Below are 19,958 nucleotides of genomic sequence, written 5' to 3' on the forward strand. Positions count from 1 at the left end.
GCCGAAAATTTGCAAGAACACGCAATACCAACGGATATCACATACCCAATTCGGGGAAGCGACCTAAACATCGACTCCCCAACCGGATTGCTTGACGACCATAGAGCGTTGGAACCACCTGATCCCATCCCGAACTCAGCAGTGAAACGACGCATCGCCGATGGTAGTGTGGGGTCTCCCCATGTGAGAGTAGGTCATCGTCAAGCTTCTACCAGAAACCCCAGATCTCGACAGAGGTCTGGGGTTTCGTCTTTTCGGCGTGGGAAAACCGGCAGCAGGTCGAACATATGCTGCACAGGCTGCCGGCCACACGTAGGGGCTGGGCTGCGGCCAAGCGCATCGCCGGCAAGGGACAGTGGTGGAAGCGGGACGCGTCTTCCACCCTACGCAGGCGTTGAGGCTCGGTAGACTGGGTTGAGCGAAGCGAAACCCAGGGGCGGTTTGCGGTTCGTTCAAATACCAGCCGCCTACGCACAACGAATGCAGCGAATGCGTTTGCGGCTCGGTAGGCAGCGGCGGAAGGCATCGCTATCATGCGCACCTTATTGCACGGCAGGTTCGGCATGCAGCCTTTATTGCGACTTTTACAAGATGGCCAGTTCCATTCAGGCGAAGAGCTTGGCGCCGCTATTGGTGTAAGCCGCGCGGCCATATGGAAGCGGCTGCAGGCGCTCGAGGCTGAGTTTGATCTCAGTATTCACAAGGTTCGCGGTCGCGGCTATCGCCTCGAGACACCGCTGTCCCTGCTGTCCATCGATGCGCTTGCCCCATCCTCAGGCTGGCCGGTGAAGCTTATGCAGCAGGTCGATTCCACCAATGCGGAAGCATTGCGCCATCTGGTGTCCGGAGCCATACCGCCTTTTCTGATCATTGCCGAACAGCAGACCGCAGGTCGGGGGCGACGGGGGCGCAGTTGGGTCAGTCCGTTCGGCGAGAACCTTTACTACAGTCTGGTTCTGCGTATTTCTGGGGGCATGCGTCAAATTGAGGGTCTCAGCCTGGTCGTTGGTCTCGCCTTGCTGAGTGCCATTCGCGAAACCGGCGTCACCAATGTTGGCTTGAAGTGGCCCAATGATCTGTTGGTAGGGGGGCGAAAGGTCGCCGGCATACTGCTGGAGCTATCTGGTGACCCTGCCGACGTCTGCCATGTGGTCATCGGAATTGGCGTGAATATCAATATGCGGACTGTCTTGGGAGATGCTATCGACCAGCCTTGGATCTCGATCAGGCAGATCCTCGGTGAGCAGGTTGATCGCAATCGCTTCGTTGCTGATCTGAGTGCCCAGCTTGAGCACTACCTGGAGTTGCATCGCCTTCATGGCTTTTCAGCGTTGCGCGAGCAGTGGGAGGTCAATCACCTGTGGCAAGGGCGAACGGTTTCGTTGATGGCAGGCGTGCAGGTAATCGAGGGGCGTGTGTTGGGTGTAGATGATACCGGCGCTTTACGCCTGGAGGTCGATGGTGACGAGCGCGTGTTCAGTGGCGGTGAGCTCAGTTTGAGGTTGCGTGATGATTCTTGAGCTTGATTGCGGCAACAGTTTTATCAAATGGCGTGTCCTGACCGTTCCGGCTGACGCGCATGTGGTTGCCGATGGCGTGGCTGGTGGCGATGAGGAGCTTCTCGATGCCTTGGCCTCTCGCTTTCCTGGAGCGCTGCTCGCCTGCCGCCTCGTCAGTGTGCGTACCGAAGATGAAACGCGGCTTCTGGTGGACGCCTTGAAGGTGCGTTTCGGTATCGATTGCAGGATTGCCGCCCCGGCGAAGGAACTGGCTGGCGTGAGCAATGGCTATGATGACTATCGACGTTTGGGGCTCGATCGCTGGCTTGCAGTGGTCGGCGCTTATAGCCTGGAGCGACGCGCTTGTCTGGTCCTGGATCTCGGCACCGCTATCACCTCCGACTTTATCGATGCGGCTGGTAATCACCTGGGTGGCTTCATCTGTCCCGGCGTGCCGCTGATGCGCAATCAATTGCGCACTCACACGCGGCGTATTCGTTATGACGACGCTGTCGCCGAGCAGGCACAGCACAGTCTGGTGCCTGGCCGCTCGACTGCCGAGGCCGTGGAGCGCGGCTGTCTGTTGATGTTGCGTGGTTTCGTCGATACCCAGGTCGAGCTGGCTCGCCACCAATGTGGGAATGACATGACTGTGTTTCTTGCTGGCGGCGACGCTATGCTCGCTGCGAAGTGGGTGCCTGCCGCCCAAGTGGTGCCGGACCTGGTATTCATTGGATTGGCAATCGCCTGTCCGCTGGCGAGGGAATAGGGTATGCGCTGGATCTTCATGCTCCTGGTGGTGCTGAACGCGTTTTACTATGTCTGGCACCAGCAGCAGGCGCCGATGCATGCCAAGGAAGTTGCGCCGCTTTCGCTCTACCAGGAAAACCGTCGCGACATTCGGTTGCTCAGTGAGTCCGAGCCTCGGCAGCGCCGTGATGCGGCAGCTAAGGAGCCCCTGGCCGAAGAACAGACGGTCTGCCTGTTTCTGGGCAGCTTTGAGGACAATGCCGAGGCTGAGCAGGTCGAGCAGCGTCTTACCAGTCTGGATATCCGCTCGCAGGTGCAACTGGTCGAGTCTGCAGGTGCTGTCGATTACTGGGTCTATCTGCCACCGCTCGCCTCTCGTCAGGCGTCGCTTAGGCAGCTGCGCGAATTGCAGGCGCGCAAGATCGACAGCTACATCATCAGCCAGGGCGATCTGTCCAATGGCATCTCGCTTGGCATCTTTCCTCGCCATGATTCTGCCGATAGCGTGATATCGCGTCTGCGCAGGGCCGGCTACGAGCCGCTACTGCGGGAATTGCCGCGGGCCAATCGCCGCCATTGGGTGCGCATCGCTTCGCAAAGCCGGCGTCTGGTCGATGATTCGCTGCTCGAACGTTTGTCTTTGGACTTCAAAGGCTTACAACATCAATTAATGCCATGCGAGGGGGTTGCAAGCTCCCGTTAGAATGCATAGAATGGCGCCCGCTTCGCAGGGTGGCCACCTTAATCGGTGGGTATGCGAAGTTGCTGTTAGTGTCGCTAAGCTCAGGTTTTTAAATGAGAAAGTGCTTGACAGTAGGGTGGCAGATACTGAGAATGCCGCCTCCTTATGGAGGGATTCCCGAGCGGCCAAAGGGATCAGACTGTAAATCTGACGTCATCGACTTCGAAGGTTCGAATCCTTCTCCCTCCACCAGATTTAAGCGTGAGCTGAAGGCTCCGCGGGCATAGTTCAGTGGTAGAACCTCAGCCTTCCAAGCTGATGATGCGGGTTCGATTCCCGCTGCCCGCTCCAGCTTCGGTCATGCGATGTGTTTTGCTCATGTAGCTCAGTTGGTAGAGCACACCCTTGGTAAGGGTGAGGTCAGCGGTTCAAATCCGCTCATGAGCTCCATTTAATTAAAGGCAGATATGAAAGTATCTGCCTTTGTTTTAATGGCGGTTCGCTAGCTGAATTCTTCGTTCGGAGACGGTCAAAATGGCTAAAGAAAAGTTTGAACGTAACAAGCCGCACGTCAACGTCGGCACCATCGGTCACGTCGACCACGGTAAAACCACGCTGACCGCTGCTCTGACCCGTGTCTGCTCCGAAGTATTCGGTTCGGCCAAGGTCGACTTCGACAAGATCGACAGCGCGCCGGAAGAGAAGGCTCGTGGTATCACCATCAACACCGCGCACGTTGAGTACGATTCGTCCGTACGTCACTACGCGCACGTTGACTGCCCGGGTCACGCTGACTACGTCAAGAACATGATCACCGGTGCTGCCCAGATGGACGGCGCTATCCTGGTTTGTTCGGCTGCCGATGGTCCGATGCCTCAGACCCGTGAGCACATCCTGCTGTCCCGTCAGGTAGGTGTTCCGTAAAAATGACCTGACATGGTCGATGACGCCGAGCTGCTGGAGCTGGTGGAAATGGAAGTGCGCGATCTGTTGAGCACTTACGACTTCCCGGGCGACGACACGCCGATCATCATCGGTTCCGCTCTGATGGCTCTGAACGGCCAGGACGACAACGAGATGGGCACCACTGCCGTCAAGAAGCTCGTCGAAACGCTGGACAGCTACATCCCGGAGCCGGTTCGTGCCATCGACCGTCCGTTCCTGATGCCGATCGAAGACGTATTCTCGATCTCCGGCCGCGGTACTGTAGTGACCGGTCGTGTAGAGCGCGGTATCGTCAAGATCCAGGAAGAAATCGAGATCGTCGGTCTGCGTGACACCACCAAGACCACCTGTACCGGTGTCGAGATGTTCCGCAAGCTGCTCGACGAAGGTCGTGCTGGTGAGAACTGCGGTGTTCTGCTGCGTGGCACCAAGCGTGATGACGTGGAGCGTGGTCAGGTACTGGCCAAGCCGGGCACCATCAAGCCGCACACCAAGTTCGAAGCTGAAGTGTACGTGCTGTCCAAGGAAGAAGGTGGTCGCCACACCCCGTTCTTCAAGGGCTACCGTCCTCAGTTCTACTTCCGTACCACTGACGTGACCGGTTCGTGCGAACTGCCGGAAGGCGTTGAGATGGTAATGCCGGGCGACAACATCAAGATGGTTGTCACCCTGATCAAGCCGATCGCCATGGAAGACGGCCTGCGCTTCGCGATTCGCGAAGGTGGCCGTACCGTTGGTGCTGGTGTTGTAGCAAAGATCGTCGAATAATCGATTGATCTGTCCCCCTCAGGCCGGCATAATGGTCGGCCTGATTTTTGTTCTAGGTCAGTAGCTCAATTGGCAGAGCGGCGGTCTCCAAAACCGCAGGTTGGGGGTTCGATTCCCTCCTGACCTGCCATTTTCTAACGAATTTGGCGTGTCTTCTCACAGGATCCTTTGTTCATGAATGCTAAGGCTGAAGCCAAAGACTCTCGCTTCGATCTGCTCAAGTGGATCGTGGCGGCCCTGCTCGTTGTTGCTGGGGTGGTCGGTAATCAGTACTTCTCTGGTGAGCCGATTCTGTACCGTGTCGTCGTGCTGTTGGTGCTTGCGGTCGTTGCTGCAGCGATCGCTCTGCAGACGGCAAAAGGTCAGGCCTTCTTCGGCCTGGTCAAGGAAGCTCGCGTCGAGATTCGCAAGGTTGTCTGGCCTACCCGTCAGGAAACCACGCAAACCACGCTGATCGTCGTCCTGGTCGTGCTTGTCATGGCCCTGATGTTGTGGGGGCTCGATTCGCTCCTGGGTTGGCTTGTGTCGTTTATCGTTAGTTGAGATAGGGTGTCCCGTGGCTAAGCGTTGGTACGTTGTGCATGCTTACTCGGGTTACGAGAAGCATGTAATGCGTTCGCTCATCGAGCGCGTAAAGTTCGCCGGAATGGAAGATGATTTCGGCGAGATTCTGGTTCCCACCGAAGAAGTGGTGGAAATGCGTAACGGCCAGAAGCGCAAGAGCGAGCGAAAGTTCTTTCCAGGCTACGTATTGGTACAGATGGAAATGAACGAGGCGACTTGGCACTTGATCAAGGATACGCCTCGGGTGATGGGCTTCATCGGTGGTACTGCCGACAAGCCAGCACCTATCACCGAGAAAGAGGCTGACGCGATTTTGCGTCGCGTTGCCGATAGCGGTGACAAGCCCAAGCCCAAGACGCTGTTCGAGCCGGGCGAGATGGTTCGTGTCATCGATGGTCCGTTCGCTGATTTCAGTGGCGTCGTCGAAGAAGTAAATTACGAGAAAAGCCGTATCCAGGTGGCAGTGACCATTTTCGGTCGCTCTACCCCGGTCGAGCTGGAGTTCAGTCAGGTCGAGAAGTCGTAACTGACAACCGCATCCCATACCCCGCAGTCATAGGCTGCGGGGTTTTGTTGTCACTGGGATAAACAGGCAATAGTCGGGGAGCCGCGAGGCGCTAGAACCCGTAACTGGAGTAGCTAATGGCTAAGAAAATCACGGCTTATATCAAGCTGCAAGTAAAGGCCGCTCAGGCCAACCCGTCGCCACCCGTCGGCCCGGCTCTGGGTCAGCACGGTGTGAACATCATGGAATTCTGCAAGGCGTTCAACGCCAAGACTCAGGGCATGGAACCTGGTCTGCCGACTCCAGTGATCATCACGGTATACAGCGACCGTAGCTTCACGTTCGAAACCAAGAGCACCCCGGCCTCCGTCCTGCTGAAAAAAGCAGCGGGCCTGACCAGTGGCTCGGCTCGTCCGAACACGGTCAAAGTCGGCACCGTGACTCGTGCTCAGCTCGAAGAGATCGCCAAGACCAAACAGGCTGATCTGACTGCAGCTGACCTGGATGCGGCCGTGCGTACCATCGCCGGTTCTGCGCGTAGCATGGGCCTCAACGTGGAGGGTGTGTAATGGCTAAGCTGACCAAGCGCCAAAAGGCTATCGCGGCCAAGATCGAGCCAGGCAAAGCCTACAGCTTCACCGACGCAGCTGCGTTGCTGGCTGAAATCTCCGCCGTCAAGTTCTCCGAGTCTGTCGATATCTCGATCAACCTCGGCGTTGACCCGCGCAAATCCGACCAGGTCGTGCGTGGTGCTACCGTTCTGCCGAACGGCAGCGGCAAAACCGTTCGCGTCGCTGTCTTCACTCAAGGTCCAGGCGCCGAAGCGGCTCTGGCTGCCGGTGCTGATCGCGTAGGCATGGACGATCTCGCTGCTGAAATGAAAGGTGGCGACCTGAACTATGACGTCGTCATCGCATCTCCGGATGCCATGCGCGTTGTCGGTCAGCTGGGCCAGGTGCTCGGCCCGCGCGGTCTGATGCCGAACCCGAAAGTCGGCACCGTGACGCCGGATGTTGCCACCGCAGTGAAGAATGCCAAGGCTGGTCAAGTGCGTTTCCGTACTGACAAGAATGGCATCATCCATGGTTCTGTCGGCAAGGTCGGCTTCGAAGCCGACAAACTGAAACAGAACGTGGAAGCGCTGCTGTCCGATCTGAAGCGCCTGAAGCCGTCGACCTCGAAAGGTGTCTACGTCAAGCGCGTGACCCTGAGCACCACCATGGGCCCAGGTCTGCTGATCGACCAAGGTTCGCTGGACGCTTGATGAATGACGGCAGGCGCACCGGGTGCGTCTGCCGCGAAAAATTGGGGTCCCTGCCTGGCGGGGGCTATCCAAGACCGTAGGGGGCGCGAGCCTCAAAACCGAAGAGTGATCTTCCACCCTACGCAGATGGTGCTCCCGATTCTTACCGAATCAGACACCAAAACGCCGTCCGGCTCCGGCTGGGCGAAACGGTAACATCCAGGAGTAAACCCGTGGCAATTAAACTCGAAGACAAGAAGGCCATCGTCGCTGAAGTCAACGAGGCTGCCAAAGCTGCCCTGTCCGCTGTCGTGGCCGATGCCCGTGGCGTGACCGTAGGTGCTATGACCGGACTCCGTAAAGAGGCCCGCGAAGCTGGCGTATACGTACGTGTCGTACGTAATACCCTGCTCAAGCGCGCCGTTGAAGGCACTCAGTACGACGTGCTCAACGACGTGTTCAAAGGCCCGACCCTCATCGCGTTCTCCACCGAACATCCGGGTGCTGCTGCCCGTATCTTCAAGGATTTCGCCAAGGGTCAGGACAAGTTCGAGATCAAGGCAGCTGCGTTCGAGGGTCAGTTCCTCGCAGCCAATCAGATCGATGTACTGGCAACTCTGCCGACCTATGACGAAGCCATTTCCCAGCTGATGAGCGTGATCCAAGGCGCTACCAGCAAACTGGCTCGTACTCTGGCGGCCGTTCGCGACCAGAAAGAAGCCGCTGCCGCCTAAGGCACGTCATTCGTTCTCGCGCTTATTTGTTTAATTTGACGGTCGCGAAGGCTGTCCCCCAATACAGGAATTAGAGTCATGGCTCTGTCTAACGAAGACATCATCGAAGCAATCGGCCAGAAATCCGTTCTGGAAGTCGTTGAACTGATCAAGGCAATGGAAGAGAAGTTCGGCGTTACCGCCGCTGCTGCTACCGTTGCTGCTGCTGGCCCGGCTGCTGCCGTTGCTGAAGAGCAAACCGAGTTCAACGTCATCCTGACCGAAGCCGGCGAGAAGAAAGTGAACGTCATCAAGGCCGTTCGCGAGCTGACCGGTCTGGGTCTGAAAGAAGCTAAAGCAGTGGTTGACGGCGCTCCTGGCGTGGTCAAAGAAGGCGTGTCGAAAGACGAAGCCGAAGCTGCCAAGAAAGCCCTGGAAGAAGCAGGCGCCAAAGTCGAGCTCAAGTAAGCGACGACCTTGCGTCTACAGCCCGAGCGTCTCGCACAAGGCTGACGGCTGGTGGCTTTTGCCACCGGCCTTTTTCCGTTCTAGCTCGGCTGTTCGACAGCCCGGCCCTTGAGCGTGAAAGACCCACCAACGAGGTGGAGCAAACCTAGGGTTTGCACGAGTTTCTGGCTGCTCCCGTCGGAGAAGCCAAATAAGCAGGTGACCAAGCTGGGGAACGCTGATGGCTTACTCATACACTGAGAAAAAACGTATCCGCAAGGACTTTAGCAAGTTGCCGGATGTCATGGATGTGCCTTACCTCCTGGCCATCCAGCTGGATTCGTACCGCGAATTCCTGCAGCAAGGCGCGAGCAAGGAACAGTTCCGCGACATCGGCCTTCATGCGGCCTTCAAATCTGTATTCCCGATCATCAGCTACTCCGGCAACGCTGCTCTGGAATACGTCGGCTATCGCCTGGGCGAGCCGGCGTTCGACGTCAAGGAGTGCGTGCTGCGTGGTGTGACCTTCGCCGTCCCGCTGCGCGTGAAAGTGCGCCTGATCATTTTCGACAAAGAATCGTCGAACAAAGCGATCAAGGACATCAAAGAGCAGGAAGTCTACATGGGCGAAATTCCGCTCATGACCGAGAACGGTACCTTCGTCATCAACGGTACCGAGCGTGTGATCGTTTCCCAGCTGCACCGCTCCCCGGGTGTGTTCTTCGACCACGACCGTGGCAAGACGCACAGCTCCGGCAAGCTGCTGTACTCCGCCCGCATCATTCCTTACCGTGGTTCCTGGTTGGACTTCGAGTTCGACCCGAAGGACGCGGTATTCGTGCGTATCGACCGCCGCCGCAAACTGCCGGCCTCGGTACTGCTGCGCGCGCTGGGCTACAGCACTGAAGAAGTCCTGGATGCTTTCTACACCACCAACGTTTTCCACGTGAAAGGCGAAGGCCTGAGCCTGGAGCTCGTACCGCAGCGTCTGCGTGGCGAGATCGCCAGCCAGGACATCCTGGATGGCAACGGCAAGGTGATCGTCGAGCAGGGCCGTCGTATTACCGCTCGCCATATCAACCAGCTGGACAAGGCTGGCATCAAGGAGCTGGACGTTCCGTTCGACTACCTGATCGGCCGCACCACCGCCAAGGCGATCGTGCACCCGGCTACCGGCGAAATCCTCTGCGAGTGCAACACCGAGCTGTCGGTCGAGTTGCTGGCCAAGATCGCCAAGGCGCAGGTCGTGCGCATCGAGACCCTGTACACCAACGACATCGACTGTGGTCCGTTCATCAGCGACACGCTGAAGATCGACAGCACCACCAATCAGCTCGAAGCGCTGGTCGAGATCTACCGCATGATGCGTCCTGGCGAGCCACCTACCAAGGACGCCGCCGAGACCCTGTTCAACAACCTGTTCTTCAGCGCCGAGCGTTACGACCTGTCCGCCGTGGGTCGCATGAAGTTCAACCGTCGTATCGGGCGTACCGAGATCGAAGGTTCAGGCGTGTTGAGCCGCGAAGACATCGTCGAAGTGCTCAAGACGCTGGTCGACATCCGTAACGGCAAAGGTATCGTCGATGACATCGACCACCTGGGTAACCGCCGTGTACGTTGTGTCGGCGAGATGGCCGAGAACCAGTTCCGCGTTGGCCTGGTGCGCGTCGAGCGTGCGGTCAAGGAACGTCTGTCGATGGCCGAAAGCGAAGGCCTGATGCCGCAGGACCTGATCAACGCCAAGCCGGTTGCGGCGGCGGTGAAGGAGTTCTTCGGTTCCAGCCAGCTTTCCCAGTTCATGGACCAGAACAACCCGCTCTCCGAGATCACCCACAAGCGCCGTGTTTCCGCACTCGGCCCGGGCGGTCTGACCCGTGAACGCGCAGGCTTCGAAGTCCGTGACGTACACCCGACCCACTACGGCCGTGTGTGCCCGATCGAAACGCCGGAAGGCCCGAACATCGGTCTGATCAACTCCCTGGCGGCCTATGCCCGCACCAACCAGTACGGCTTCCTGGAAAGCCCGTACCGCGTCGTGCAGGAAGGCAAGGTCACTGACGAGATCGTCTTCCTGTCCGCCATCGAAGAGGCCGATCACGTGATCGCCCAGGCATCCGCGACCCTGAACGACAAGGGTCAGCTGATCGACGAGCTGGTTGCCGTGCGTCACCTCAACGAGTTCACCGTGAAGGCGCCGGAAGACGTCACGCTGATGGACGTATCGCCGAAGCAGGTCGTATCCGTCGCTGCCTCGCTGATCCCGTTCCTCGAGCACGACGACGCCAACCGTGCACTCATGGGGTCGAACATGCAGCGTCAGGCTGTTCCGACCCTGCGTTCGGACAAGCCGCTGGTCGGTACCGGCATGGAGCGCAACGTCGCCCGTGACTCCGGCGTCTGCGTCGTGGCGCGCCGCGGTGGTGTGATCGACTCCGTCGATGCCAGCCGTATCGTGGTCCGCGTTGCCAACGATGAAGTCGAAACCGGTGAAGCCGGTGTGGACATCTACAACCTGACCAAATACACCCGCTCCAACCAGAACACTTGCATCAACCAGCGTCCGCTGGTGCAGAAAGGTGATGTGGTTGCGCGTGGCGACATCATGGCCGACGGCCCGTCCACCGACATGGGTGAGCTGGCACTGGGTCAGAACATGCGCGTCGCGTTCATGCCCTGGAACGGTTACAACTTCGAAGACTCCATCCTGCTCTCCGAGCGCGTGGTTCAGGAAGATCGCTTCACCACGATCCACATCCAGGAACTGACCTGTGTGGCGCGTGACACCAAGCTCGGCCCAGAGGAAATCTCTGCGGACATCCCGAACGTGGGTGAGGCTGCACTGAACAAGCTCGACGAAGCCGGTATCGTCTACGTGGGTGCCGAAGTCGGCCCTGGCGACATCCTGGTGGGCAAGGTCACGCCGAAGGGCGAAACCCAGCTGACGCCGGAAGAGAAACTGCTGCGCGCGATCTTCGGTGAGAAGGCCAGCGATGTTAAGGACACCTCCCTGCGCGTGCCGACCGGCACCAAGGGTACTGTCATCGACGTACAGGTCTTCACCCGTGACGGCGTTGAGCGTGATGCGCGTGCTCTGTCGATCGAGAAGAGCCAGCTGGACGAGATCCGCAAGGATCTTAACGAAGAGTTCCGCATCGTCGAGGGCGCGACCTTCGAGCGTCTGCGTGCCGCTCTGGTTGGCAAGGTCGCCGAAGGCGGCGCCGGCCTGAAGAAAGGCGCCGCGGTTACTGACGAAGTGCTCGACGGCCTGGAGCGCGGCCAGTGGTTCAAGCTGCGCATGGCTGAAGACGCACTGAACGAACAGTTGGAAAAGGCCCAGGCCTACATCTCCGACCGCCGTCAACTGCTCGACGACAAGTTCGAAGACAAGAAGCGCAAGCTGCAGCAGGGCGATGACCTGGCTCCGGGCGTACTGAAGATCGTCAAGGTCTACCTGGCCATCCGCCGCCGCATCCAGCCGGGTGACAAGATGGCTGGTCGTCACGGTAACAAGGGTGTGGTCTCGGTGATCATGCCGGTCGAAGACATGCCGCACGACGTGCATGGCACGCCGGTCGACATCGTCCTCAACCCGCTCGGCGTACCGTCGCGTATGAACGTCGGTCAGATTCTCGAAACCCACCTGGGCCTCGCGGCCAAGGGCCTGGGCGAGAAGATCAACCTGATGCTCGAAGAGCAGCGCAAGGTCGCTGAGCTGCGCAAGTTCATGCAGCAGATCTACAACGAGATCGGTGGGCGTCAGGAAAACCTCGACGAGCTGAGCGATCAGGAAGTGCTGGCCCTGGCCAACAACCTGCGCAAAGGCGTACCGATGGCGACTCCGGTATTCGATGGTGCCAAGGAAAGCGAAATCAAGGCCATGCTTAAGCTGGCAGATCTGCCGGAAAGCGGCCAGATGCGCCTGATCGACGGCCGCACGGGCAACCAGTTCGAGCGTCCGACCACCGTTGGCTACATGTACATGCTGAAACTGAACCACCTGGTGGACGACAAGATGCACGCGCGTTCCACGGGTTCCTACAGCCTGGTTACCCAGCAGCCGCTGGGTGGTAAGGCGCAGTTCGGTGGTCAGCGCTTCGGGGAGATGGAGGTCTGGGCTCTGGAAGCTTACGGCGCCGCCTATACCCTGCAGGAAATGTTGACCGTCAAGTCGGACGACGTGAACGGCCGTACCAAGATGTACAAGAACATCGTGGATGGCGATCACCGCATGGAGCCGGGCATGCCCGAGTCCTTCAACGTGTTGATCAAAGAGATCCGTTCGCTCGGTATCGATATCGATCTGGAAACCGAATAACACGACGTGAATCGGCAGCGGGGCCATACGCCCGCTGCCTGCTCCGCCAGGAGGAAAGGCCTTGAAAGACCTACTGAATTTGCTGAAAAACCAGGGTCAAGTCGAAGAGTTCGATGCCATTCGCATCGGCCTCGCTTCGCCCGAGATGATCCGTTCGTGGTCGTTCGGTGAAGTTAAAAAGCCGGAAACCATCAACTACCGTACGTTCAAGCCTGAGCGTGACGGCCTGTTCTGCGCCAAGATTTTTGGCCCGGTCAAGGATTACGAGTGCCTGTGCGGTAAGTACAAGCGCCTCAAGCACCGTGGCGTGATCTGCGAGAAGTGCGGCGTCGAAGTCGCCCTGGCCAAGGTTCGTCGTGAGCGCATGGCGCACATCGAACTGGCATCTCCGGTCGCCCACATCTGGTTCCTGAAGTCCCTGCCGAGCCGTATCGGCCTGCTGATGGACATGACCCTGCGTGATATCGAGCGCGTGCTCTATTTCGAGAGCTACGTGGTTATCGACCCGGGCATGACCACCCTCGAGAAGGGTCAACTGCTCAACGACGAGCAGTACTTCGAAGCGCTGGAAGAATTCGGTGACGACTTCGACGCCCGCATGGGCGCAGAGGCCGTTCGCGAGCTGCTGCACGCTATCGACCTGGAGCACGAGATCGGCCGCCTGCGCGAAGAAATTCCGCAGACCAACTCGGAAACCAAGATCAAGAAGCTGTCCAAGCGTCTGAAGTTGATGGAAGCCTTCCAGGGTTCCGGCAACCTGCCAGAGTGGATGGTGTTGACCGTTCTGCCGGTTCTGCCGCCAGATCTGCGTCCGCTCGTTCCGCTGGACGGTGGCCGTTTCGCCACGTCCGATCTGAACGACCTGTATCGCCGCGTCATCAACCGTAACAACCGTCTGAAGCGTCTGCTCGACCTCTCGGCGCCCGACATCATCGTGCGCAACGAAAAGCGCATGCTGCAGGAAGCGGTCGACGCACTGCTCGACAACGGTCGTCGCGGTCGCGCCATCACGGGTTCGAACAAGCGTCCTCTGAAATCCCTGGCTGACATGATCAAGGGTAAGCAGGGTCGTTTCCGTCAGAACCTGCTCGGCAAGCGCGTTGACTACTCCGGCCGTTCGGTCATTACCGTGGGTCCGGCACTGCGTCTGCACCAGTGCGGTCTGCCGAAGAAGATGGCGCTGGAGCTGTTCAAGCCGTTCATTTTCGGCAAGCTGGAAATGCGTGGTCTGGCGACCACCATCAAGGCCGCCAAGAAGATGGTCGAGCGCGAGCTGCCGGAAGTGTGGGACGTTCTCGCCGAAGTGATTCGCGAACACCCCGTACTGCTCAACCGCGCACCGACCCTCCACCGTCTGGGTATCCAGGCGTTCGAGCCGGTACTGATCGAAGGTAAAGCCATCCAGCTGCACCCGCTGGTCTGCGCCGCGTACAACGCCGACTTCGACGGTGACCAGATGGCCGTTCACGTGCCGCTGACGCTGGAAGCCCAGCTCGAAGCGCGTGCGCTGATGATGTCGACCAACAACATCCTGTCGCCTGCCAACGGTGAGCCGATCATCGTTCCGTCCCAGGACGTTGTATTGGGTCTGTACTACATGACCCGTGAAGCCATCAACGCCAAAGGCGAAGGTCGCGTGTTCGCCGACCTGCAGGAAGTCGACCGCGTGTTCCGCGCCGGCGAAGCCTCCCTGCATGCCCGTGTGAAAGTGCGTATCAACGAAGTCATCAAAGACCGTGACGGCACCATCACCAAGAACACCCGTATCGTCGACACCACTGTCGGCCGTGCGCTGCTGTTCCAGGTCGTGCCTGCTGGCCTGTCGTACGACGTGGTCAACCAGTCGATGAAGAAGAAGGCGATCTCCCGTCTGATCAACCAGTGCTACCGCACCGTTGGCCTGAAGGACACCGTGATCTTCGCTGACCAACTGATGTATACCGGTTTCGCTTATTCGACCATCTCCGGCGTGTCGATCGGCGTGAACGACTTCGTCATCCCGGACGAGAAGGCGCGCATCATCGACGCCGCTACCGAGGAAGTGAAGGAAATCGAATCGCAGTACGCCTCCGGCCTGGTCACCCAGGGCGAGAAGTACAACAAGGTGATCGACCTCTGGTCGAAGGCCAACGATGAAGTGTCCAAGGCGATGATGTCGAACCTCTCGAAAGAGAAGGTCATCGACCGCGATGGCAACGAAGTCGATCAGGAGTCCTTCAACTCCATGTACATGATGGCCGACTCCGGTGCTCGTGGTTCCGCCGCGCAGATCCGTCAGCTGGCTGGTATGCGTGGCCTGATGGCCAAGCCGGACGGCTCGATCATCGAGACGCCGATCACTGCGAACTTCCGTGAAGGCCTGTCGGTACTGCAGTACTTCATCTCCACGCACGGTGCGCGTAAAGGTCTGGCGGATACCGCACTGAAGACCGCGAACTCCGGTTACCTGACCCGTCGTCTCGTCGACGTGGCCCAGGATCTGGTGGTGACCGAGATCGACTGCGGCACCGAGCAGGGGCTGCACATGACCCCGCACATCGAAGGTGGCGACGTGGTCGAGCCGCTCGGTGAGCGCGTTCTGGGTCGTGTCATTGCCCGTGACGTGTTCAAGCCGGGCAGCGAAGAAGTCATCGTTCCGGCCGGTACCCTGGTCGACGAGCAGTGGGTCGAGTTCATCGAGCTCAACAGCATCGACGAAGTGGTCGTGCGTTCGCCGATCAGTTGCGAAACCCGCTACGGCATCTGCGCCAAGTGCTACGGTCGCGACCTGGCCCGCGGCCACCAGATCAACATCGGTGAAGCCGTCGGCGTTATCGCAGCCCAATCGATCGGTGAGCCGGGTACCCAGCTGACCATGCGTACGTTCCACATCGGTGGTGCGGCGAGCCGGACCTCGGCTGCCGACAGCGTCCAGGTGAAGAACGGCGGTGCGATCCGTCTGCACAACCTCAAGCACGTCGAGCGTCTGGACGGCAACCTGATCGCGGTATCGCGTTCCGGTGAGCTGGCGGTCGCCGATGAGTTCGGTCGTGAGCGCGAGCGCTACAAGCTGCCTTACGGTGCGGTCATTTCCGTGAAGGAAGGCGACAAGGTCGACGCTGGCGCCATCGTCGCCAAGTGGGATCCGCACACCCACCCGATCGTGACCGAAATGAAGGGTACCGTTACCTTCGTCGGCATGGAGGAGGGGATCACCATCAAGCGTCAGACCGACGAATTGACCGGTTTGACCAACATCGAAGTGCTCGATGCCAAGGATCGTCCGGCTGCTGGCAAGGACATCCGTCCGGCCGTGAAGCTGGTCGATGCAAGCGGCAAGGATCTGATGCTGCCAGGTACTGACGTACCGGCGCAGTACTTCCTGCCTGCCAACGCCCTGGTCGGTGTTGCCGATGGTGCGCAGGTTGCGGTCGGTGACGTTATCGCCCGTATCCCGCAGGAAACCTCGAAGACCCGTGACATCACCGGTGGTCTGCCACGCGTTGCCGACCTGTTCGAAGCGCGTCGTCCGAAAGAAGCTTCGATTCTGGCGGAAATCAGCGGCACCATCGCTTTCGGCAAGGAGACCAAGGGCAAGCGCCGTCTGGTCATCACACCGACCGATGGCAGCGATCCGTACGAAGAGCTGATCCCGAAATGGCGCCACCTGAACGTGTTCGAGGGTGAGCAGGTCAACAAGGGCGAAGTCATCTCCGACGGTCCTAGCGATCCGCACGACATCCTGCGCCTGCTGGGTGTGAGCGCGCTGGCCAAGTACATCGTCAACGAGATCCAGGACGTTTACCGTCTGCAGGGCGTGAAGATCAACGACAAGCACATCGAGACCATCCTGCGTCAGATGCTGCGCAAGGTCGAGATCGCCGAGTCCGGGGACTCCACCTTCATCAAGGGCGACCAGATGGAGCTGACCCAGGTACTGGGCGAGAACGAGCGCCTGGCCATCGATGACAAGTTCATCGCCAAGTACACCCGCGTGCTGCTGGGTATCACCAAGGCGTCGCTGTCCACCGAGTCGTTCATCTCGGCGGCCTCCTTCCAGGAAACCACTCGCGTCCTCACCGAGGCGGCGGTTACCGGCAAGCGCGACTTCCTGCGTGGCCTGAAGGAGAACGTGGTGGTGGGGCGTCTGATCCCGGCAGGTACCGGCCTGGCTTACCACAGCGAGCGCAAGCGTCGCCGCGAGGCCGACAAGCCTGTACGTGTGAGCGCGAGCGAAGTGGAAGCAGCGCTGACCGAAGCGTTGAACTCCAGCGAAAATTGAGCGCGTGCCCCGGCCGCCTGGCGGTCGGGGCCCGTGTCTTGACTGGGGGGGCGAGTCTCTTTAGACTCATGCACCCCTAAATATGGCAGGGCATAAGCCCTGCCATTTATTTATGGTGTAAATAAATAGCGTCGAAAGACGGACAGTGGAGCTAGTAGATGGCAACTATCAACCAGCTGGTGCGTCAGCCGCGCAAGCGTATCGTCGAGAAATCCGACGTACCTGCGCTGCAGAACTGCCCCCAGCGTCGTGGCGTATGCACTCGCGTGTATACCACCACGCCGAAAAAACCTAACTCGGCACTGCGTAAAGTTTGCCGTGTGCGTCTGACCAACGGTTTCGAGGTTTCCTCGTACATCGGTGGTGAAGGCCACAACCTGCAAGAGCACAGCGTCGTGCTGATCCGTGGCGGTCGTGTAAAAGACTTGCCAGGTGTGCGTTACCACACCGTTCGCGGCTCGCTGGATACCTCGGGTGTCAAAGGTCGTAATCAGGGTCGTTCGAAGTACGGTACCAAGCGTCCGAAGTGATCGGTCGTCAGTACTGCATGCAGTTTCTAATTTTATTGAGTCGATAAGAGTAAGGTCGGGCGTAACCAGCTGGTTGCAGTTCCGGGCTAACCTGAAGACCGTTTGAGGGCTTATCAAATGCCAAGACGTCGTGTAGCAGCCAAGCGCGAAGTGCTTGATGATCCAAAATACGGAAGCCAAATCCTGGCCAAGTTCATGAACCACGTGATGGAAAGCGGCAAGAAAGCCGTTGCCGAGCGTATCGTTTATGGCGCCCTGGACAAGGTCAAAGAGCGTAAGAACAGCGATCCCCTGGAAATCTTCGAGAAAGCTCTCGACGCCATCGCTCCGCTGGTCGAAGTGAAGTCGCGCCGTGTAGGCGGTGCTACTTACCAGGTTCCGGTCGAAGTTCGTCCGTCCCGTCGTAACGCCCTGGCCATGCGCTGGCTGGTGGATTTCGCCCGTAAGCGTGGCGAGAAATCCATGGCCCTGCGCTTGGCAGGCGAGCTGTTGGATGCTGCAGAAGGCAAGGGTGCTGCAGTTAAGAAGCGTGAAGACGTGCACCGTATGGCCGAGGCCAACAAGGCGTTCTCGCACTACCGCTTCTAATTTCAGCGTCACTCAATTTGCGAGGGCTTTATGGCTCGTACTACACCGATCAATCGCTACCGTAACATCGGTATCGTGGCTCACGTGGATGCTGGTAAAACCACCACCACCGAGCGCGTCCTTTTTTACACCGGCAAAAGCCACAAAATGGGCGAGGTGCATGATGGCGCCGCGACCACAGACTGGATGGTGCAGGAGCAGGAGCGTGGTATCACCATCACGTCCGCTGCCATCACCGCCTTCTGGAAGGGTTCCGAGAAGCAGTACAAGGACGAGCACCGTTTCAACGTCATCGATACACCCGGGCACGTGGACTTCACCATCGAAGTTGAGCGTTCCCTGCGTGTACTCGACGGCGCGGTCGTGGTGTTCTGTGGTACTTCCGGCGTTGAGCCTCAATCGGAAACCGTATGGCGTCAGGCCAACAAGTACGGTGTCCCGCGTCTTGTTTACGTAAACAAGATGGACCGTGCCGGCGCCGACTTCCTGCGCGTCATCGGTCAGATCAAGCAGCGTTTGGGTCACACGCCTGTGCCTATCCAGCTGGCTATCGGCTCGGAAGACAACTTCCAGGGCCAGATCGATCTGATCAATATGCAAGCCGTGTACTGGAACGATTCCGACAAGGGCATGGTTCCTGTTCGCAAGGATATCCCTGCCGAGTTGCTGGCAGACGCCGAGAAATGGCGCGGCAACATGGTAGAGGCTGCGGCCGAAGCCAACGAAGAGCTGATGAACAAGTACCTCGAAGGTGAAGAACTCACCAACGAGGAAATCAAGTTCGCTCTGCGTCAGCGCACCATCGCTGGCGAGATCGTTCTGGCTGTTTGCGGTTCTTCCTTCAAGAACAAGGGTGTGCCCCTGGTTCTCGACGCCGTCATCGACTTCCTGCCGGCTCCTACCGATATTCCTGCTATCAAGGGTTCCAACCCGGATAACGAGGAAGAGGAAATGGAGCGTCATGCGGACGACAACGAGCCGTTCTCGGCTCTGGCGTTCAAGATCGCTACCGACCCATTCGTGGGTACCCTGACCTTCGTCCGCGTTTACTCGGGCGTGTTGGCTTCCGGCGACGGCGTGATCAACTCGGTCAAGGGCAAGAAAGAGCGTGTGGGTCGTATGGTGCAGATGCACGCGAACGCCCGCGAAGAGATCAAAGAAGTGCGTGCTGGCGACATCGCGGCTCTGATCGGCATGAAGGACGTCACCACGGGTGAAACCCTGTGCAACGCTGACAAGCCAATCATTCTGGTTCGTATGGACTTCCCGGAGCCGGTTATTTCGGTTGCCGTAGAGCCCAAGACCAAGGACGACCAGGAAAAAATGGGTATCGCTCTGGGCAAGCTCGCTCAGGAAGACCCGTCGTTCCGCGTCAAGACCGACGAAGAAACTGGTCAGACGATCATCTCCGGCATGGGCGAGTTGCACCTGGACATCCTGGTCGACCGTATGCGCCGCGAGTTCAACGTCGAAGCCAATATCGGCAAGCCTCAGGTTTCCTATCGTGAGCGCATCACGAAGAACTGCGAAATCGAAGGCAAGTTCGTGCGTCAGTCCGGTGGTCGTGGTCAGTTCGGTCACTGCTGGGTTCGCTTCGCGCCTGCTGACGAAGGTCAGGAAGGTCTGCAGTTCGTGAACGAAGTAGTGGGCGGTGTGATTCCGAAGGAATACATCCCGGCTATCCAGAAGGGCATCGAAGAGCAGATGAAGAACGGCGTTGTGGCCGGCTATCCGCTGATCGGCCTGAAGGCTACGGTGTTCGATGGTTCCTACCACGACGTCGACTCCAACGAGATGGCGTTCAAGGTGGCGGCTTCCATGGCGACCAAGCAACTGGCCCAGAAGGGCGGTGGTGAGTTGCTCGAGCCGATCATGGCGGTAGAAGTTGTTACCCCGGAAGACTACATGGGTGACGTGATGGGCGACCTTAACCGCCGTCGCGGCATGATCCTGGGTATGGAAGACACGATCTCCGGTAAGGTGATCCGTGCTGAAGTACCGTTGGGTGAGATGTTCGGTTATGCGACCGACGTCCGTTCCATGTCTCAGGGGCGCGCAAGCTACTCCATGGAATTCAAGAAATACAACACAGCTCCGTCGCACATCGTCGAGTCTGTAACCAAAAAACAAGGCTGATTCAGCCCCTTT

General features: G+C 58.7%; 14 protein-coding genes, 4 tRNA genes, 1 rRNA gene and 1 pseudogene. All 20 read left to right on the plus strand.

All coding sequences use genetic code 11. The features are described from left to right. Window positions 1-90 precede the first annotated feature (90 nt). Window positions 91-206, plus strand: a 5S ribosomal RNA gene (rrf, locus tag BLR94_RS14935). 357 nt (window positions 207-563) lie between these two features. Next, window positions 564-1,520 (plus strand): bifunctional biotin--[acetyl-CoA-carboxylase] ligase/biotin operon repressor BirA, encoded by a 957-nt coding sequence (gene birA / locus BLR94_RS14940; protein ID WP_084307145.1) that lies wholly within the window; start codon window positions 564-566, stop codon window positions 1,518-1,520. Then, window positions 1,510-2,268: a pantothenate kinase gene (locus BLR94_RS14945; protein ID WP_084307137.1), complete on the plus strand. Its 759-nt coding sequence runs from the start codon at window positions 1,510-1,512 to the stop codon at window positions 2,266-2,268. Before birA ends, BLR94_RS14945 begins: the two co-directional genes overlap by 11 nt. A 3-nt stretch (window positions 2,269-2,271) precedes the next feature. Further along, window positions 2,272-2,952 (plus strand): SPOR domain-containing protein, encoded by a 681-nt coding sequence (locus BLR94_RS14950; RefSeq protein ID WP_084307136.1) that lies wholly within the window; start codon window positions 2,272-2,274, stop codon window positions 2,950-2,952. A 146-nt stretch (window positions 2,953-3,098) separates the two neighbouring features. Beyond that, window positions 3,099-3,183 (plus strand) — tRNA-Tyr (locus BLR94_RS14955). A 25-nt stretch (window positions 3,184-3,208) separates the two neighbouring features. Next, a tRNA-Gly gene (locus tag BLR94_RS14960) sits at window positions 3,209-3,282 on the plus strand. A gap of 23 nt (window positions 3,283-3,305) precedes the next feature. Next, window positions 3,306-3,381 (plus strand) — tRNA-Thr (locus BLR94_RS14965). Window positions 3,382-3,465: 84 nt separating this feature from the next. Continuing rightward, a pseudogene (gene tuf, locus BLR94_RS14970) lies at window positions 3,466-4,644 on the plus strand (elongation factor Tu). A 54-nt stretch (window positions 4,645-4,698) separates the two neighbouring features. Beyond that, window positions 4,699-4,774: transfer RNA gene (locus BLR94_RS14975), tRNA-Trp, on the plus strand. 44 nt (window positions 4,775-4,818) lie between these two features. Beyond that, on the plus strand, window positions 4,819-5,187 hold the full coding sequence (secE, locus tag BLR94_RS14980) for a preprotein translocase subunit SecE (RefSeq protein WP_084307135.1): 369 nt from the start codon (window positions 4,819-4,821) through the stop codon (window positions 5,185-5,187). Window positions 5,188-5,200: 13 nt separating this feature from the next. Then, on the plus strand, window positions 5,201-5,734 hold the full coding sequence (gene nusG / locus BLR94_RS14985; protein ID WP_084307134.1) for a transcription termination/antitermination protein NusG: 534 nt from the start codon (window positions 5,201-5,203) through the stop codon (window positions 5,732-5,734). Window positions 5,735-5,850: 116 nt separating this feature from the next. Then, window positions 5,851-6,282, plus strand: a complete 432-nt coding sequence (gene rplK, locus BLR94_RS14990) for a 50S ribosomal protein L11 (RefSeq protein ID WP_084307133.1) — start codon at window positions 5,851-5,853, stop codon at window positions 6,280-6,282. Continuing rightward, on the plus strand, window positions 6,282-6,977 hold the full coding sequence (gene rplA, locus BLR94_RS14995; protein WP_084307132.1) for a 50S ribosomal protein L1: 696 nt from the start codon (window positions 6,282-6,284) through the stop codon (window positions 6,975-6,977). Before rplK ends, rplA begins: the two co-directional genes overlap by 1 nt. A 212-nt stretch (window positions 6,978-7,189) precedes the next feature. Then, entirely contained in the window at window positions 7,190-7,690 is a 501-nt protein-coding gene (gene rplJ / locus BLR94_RS15000; RefSeq protein WP_084307131.1) for a 50S ribosomal protein L10, read from the plus strand. A gap of 78 nt (window positions 7,691-7,768) precedes the next feature. Beyond that, window positions 7,769-8,137: a 50S ribosomal protein L7/L12 gene (rplL, locus tag BLR94_RS15005; protein ID WP_084307130.1), complete on the plus strand. Its 369-nt coding sequence runs from the start codon at window positions 7,769-7,771 to the stop codon at window positions 8,135-8,137. Window positions 8,138-8,357: 220 nt separating this feature from the next. Next, window positions 8,358-12,431 (plus strand): DNA-directed RNA polymerase subunit beta, encoded by a 4,074-nt coding sequence (gene rpoB, locus BLR94_RS15010; RefSeq protein ID WP_084307128.1) that lies wholly within the window; start codon window positions 8,358-8,360, stop codon window positions 12,429-12,431. 61 nt (window positions 12,432-12,492) lie between these two features. After that, entirely contained in the window at window positions 12,493-16,692 is a 4,200-nt protein-coding gene (gene rpoC, locus BLR94_RS15015; RefSeq protein ID WP_084307126.1) for a DNA-directed RNA polymerase subunit beta', read from the plus strand. 158 nt (window positions 16,693-16,850) lie between these two features. Next, window positions 16,851-17,222 carry a 30S ribosomal protein S12 gene (gene rpsL, locus BLR94_RS15020; RefSeq protein WP_003186084.1) on the plus strand — a complete coding sequence of 124 codons (372 nt, stop codon included), beginning with the start codon at window positions 16,851-16,853 and terminating at the stop codon, window positions 17,220-17,222. A gap of 117 nt (window positions 17,223-17,339) precedes the next feature. Beyond that, a complete protein-coding gene (gene rpsG, locus BLR94_RS15025; RefSeq protein WP_010490886.1) occupies window positions 17,340-17,810 on the plus strand; it encodes a 30S ribosomal protein S7 in 471 nt (156 codons plus the stop codon). Window positions 17,811-17,840: 30 nt separating this feature from the next. Next, the gene (gene fusA / locus BLR94_RS15030) at window positions 17,841-19,946 is read left to right on the plus strand and encodes an elongation factor G (protein WP_084307124.1); all 2,106 of its coding nucleotides are present in this window, start codon (window positions 17,841-17,843) and stop codon (window positions 19,944-19,946) included. Window positions 19,947-19,958 lie beyond the last annotated feature (12 nt).

This window comes from Phytopseudomonas flavescens, assembly GCF_900100535.1.
Lineage (GTDB): Bacteria > Pseudomonadota > Gammaproteobacteria > Pseudomonadales > Pseudomonadaceae > Aquipseudomonas > Aquipseudomonas flavescens.

What these genes read in the sequence shown, in the direction of transcription:
- birA (WP_084307145.1), top strand. Translation starts at nt 564, where the DNA reads ATGCAGCCTTTATTGCGACTTTTACAAGATGGCCAGTTCCATTCAGGC.
- BLR94_RS14945 (WP_084307137.1), top strand. Translation starts at nt 1,510, where the DNA reads ATGATTCTTGAGCTTGATTGCGGCAACAGTTTTATCAAATGGCGTGTC.
- BLR94_RS14950 (WP_084307136.1), top strand. Translation starts at nt 2,272, where the DNA reads ATGCGCTGGATCTTCATGCTCCTGGTGGTGCTGAACGCGTTTTACTAT.
- secE (WP_084307135.1), top strand. Translation starts at nt 4,819, where the DNA reads ATGAATGCTAAGGCTGAAGCCAAAGACTCTCGCTTCGATCTGCTCAAG.
- rplK (WP_084307133.1), top strand. Translation starts at nt 5,851, where the DNA reads ATGGCTAAGAAAATCACGGCTTATATCAAGCTGCAAGTAAAGGCCGCT.
- rplA (WP_084307132.1), top strand. Translation starts at nt 6,282, where the DNA reads ATGGCTAAGCTGACCAAGCGCCAAAAGGCTATCGCGGCCAAGATCGAG.
- rplL (WP_084307130.1), top strand. Translation starts at nt 7,769, where the DNA reads ATGGCTCTGTCTAACGAAGACATCATCGAAGCAATCGGCCAGAAATCC.
- rpoB (WP_084307128.1), top strand. Translation starts at nt 8,358, where the DNA reads ATGGCTTACTCATACACTGAGAAAAAACGTATCCGCAAGGACTTTAGC.
- rpsL (WP_003186084.1), top strand. Translation starts at nt 16,851, where the DNA reads ATGGCAACTATCAACCAGCTGGTGCGTCAGCCGCGCAAGCGTATCGTC.
- rpsG (WP_010490886.1), top strand. Translation starts at nt 17,340, where the DNA reads ATGCCAAGACGTCGTGTAGCAGCCAAGCGCGAAGTGCTTGATGATCCA.
- fusA (WP_084307124.1), top strand. Translation starts at nt 17,841, where the DNA reads ATGGCTCGTACTACACCGATCAATCGCTACCGTAACATCGGTATCGTG.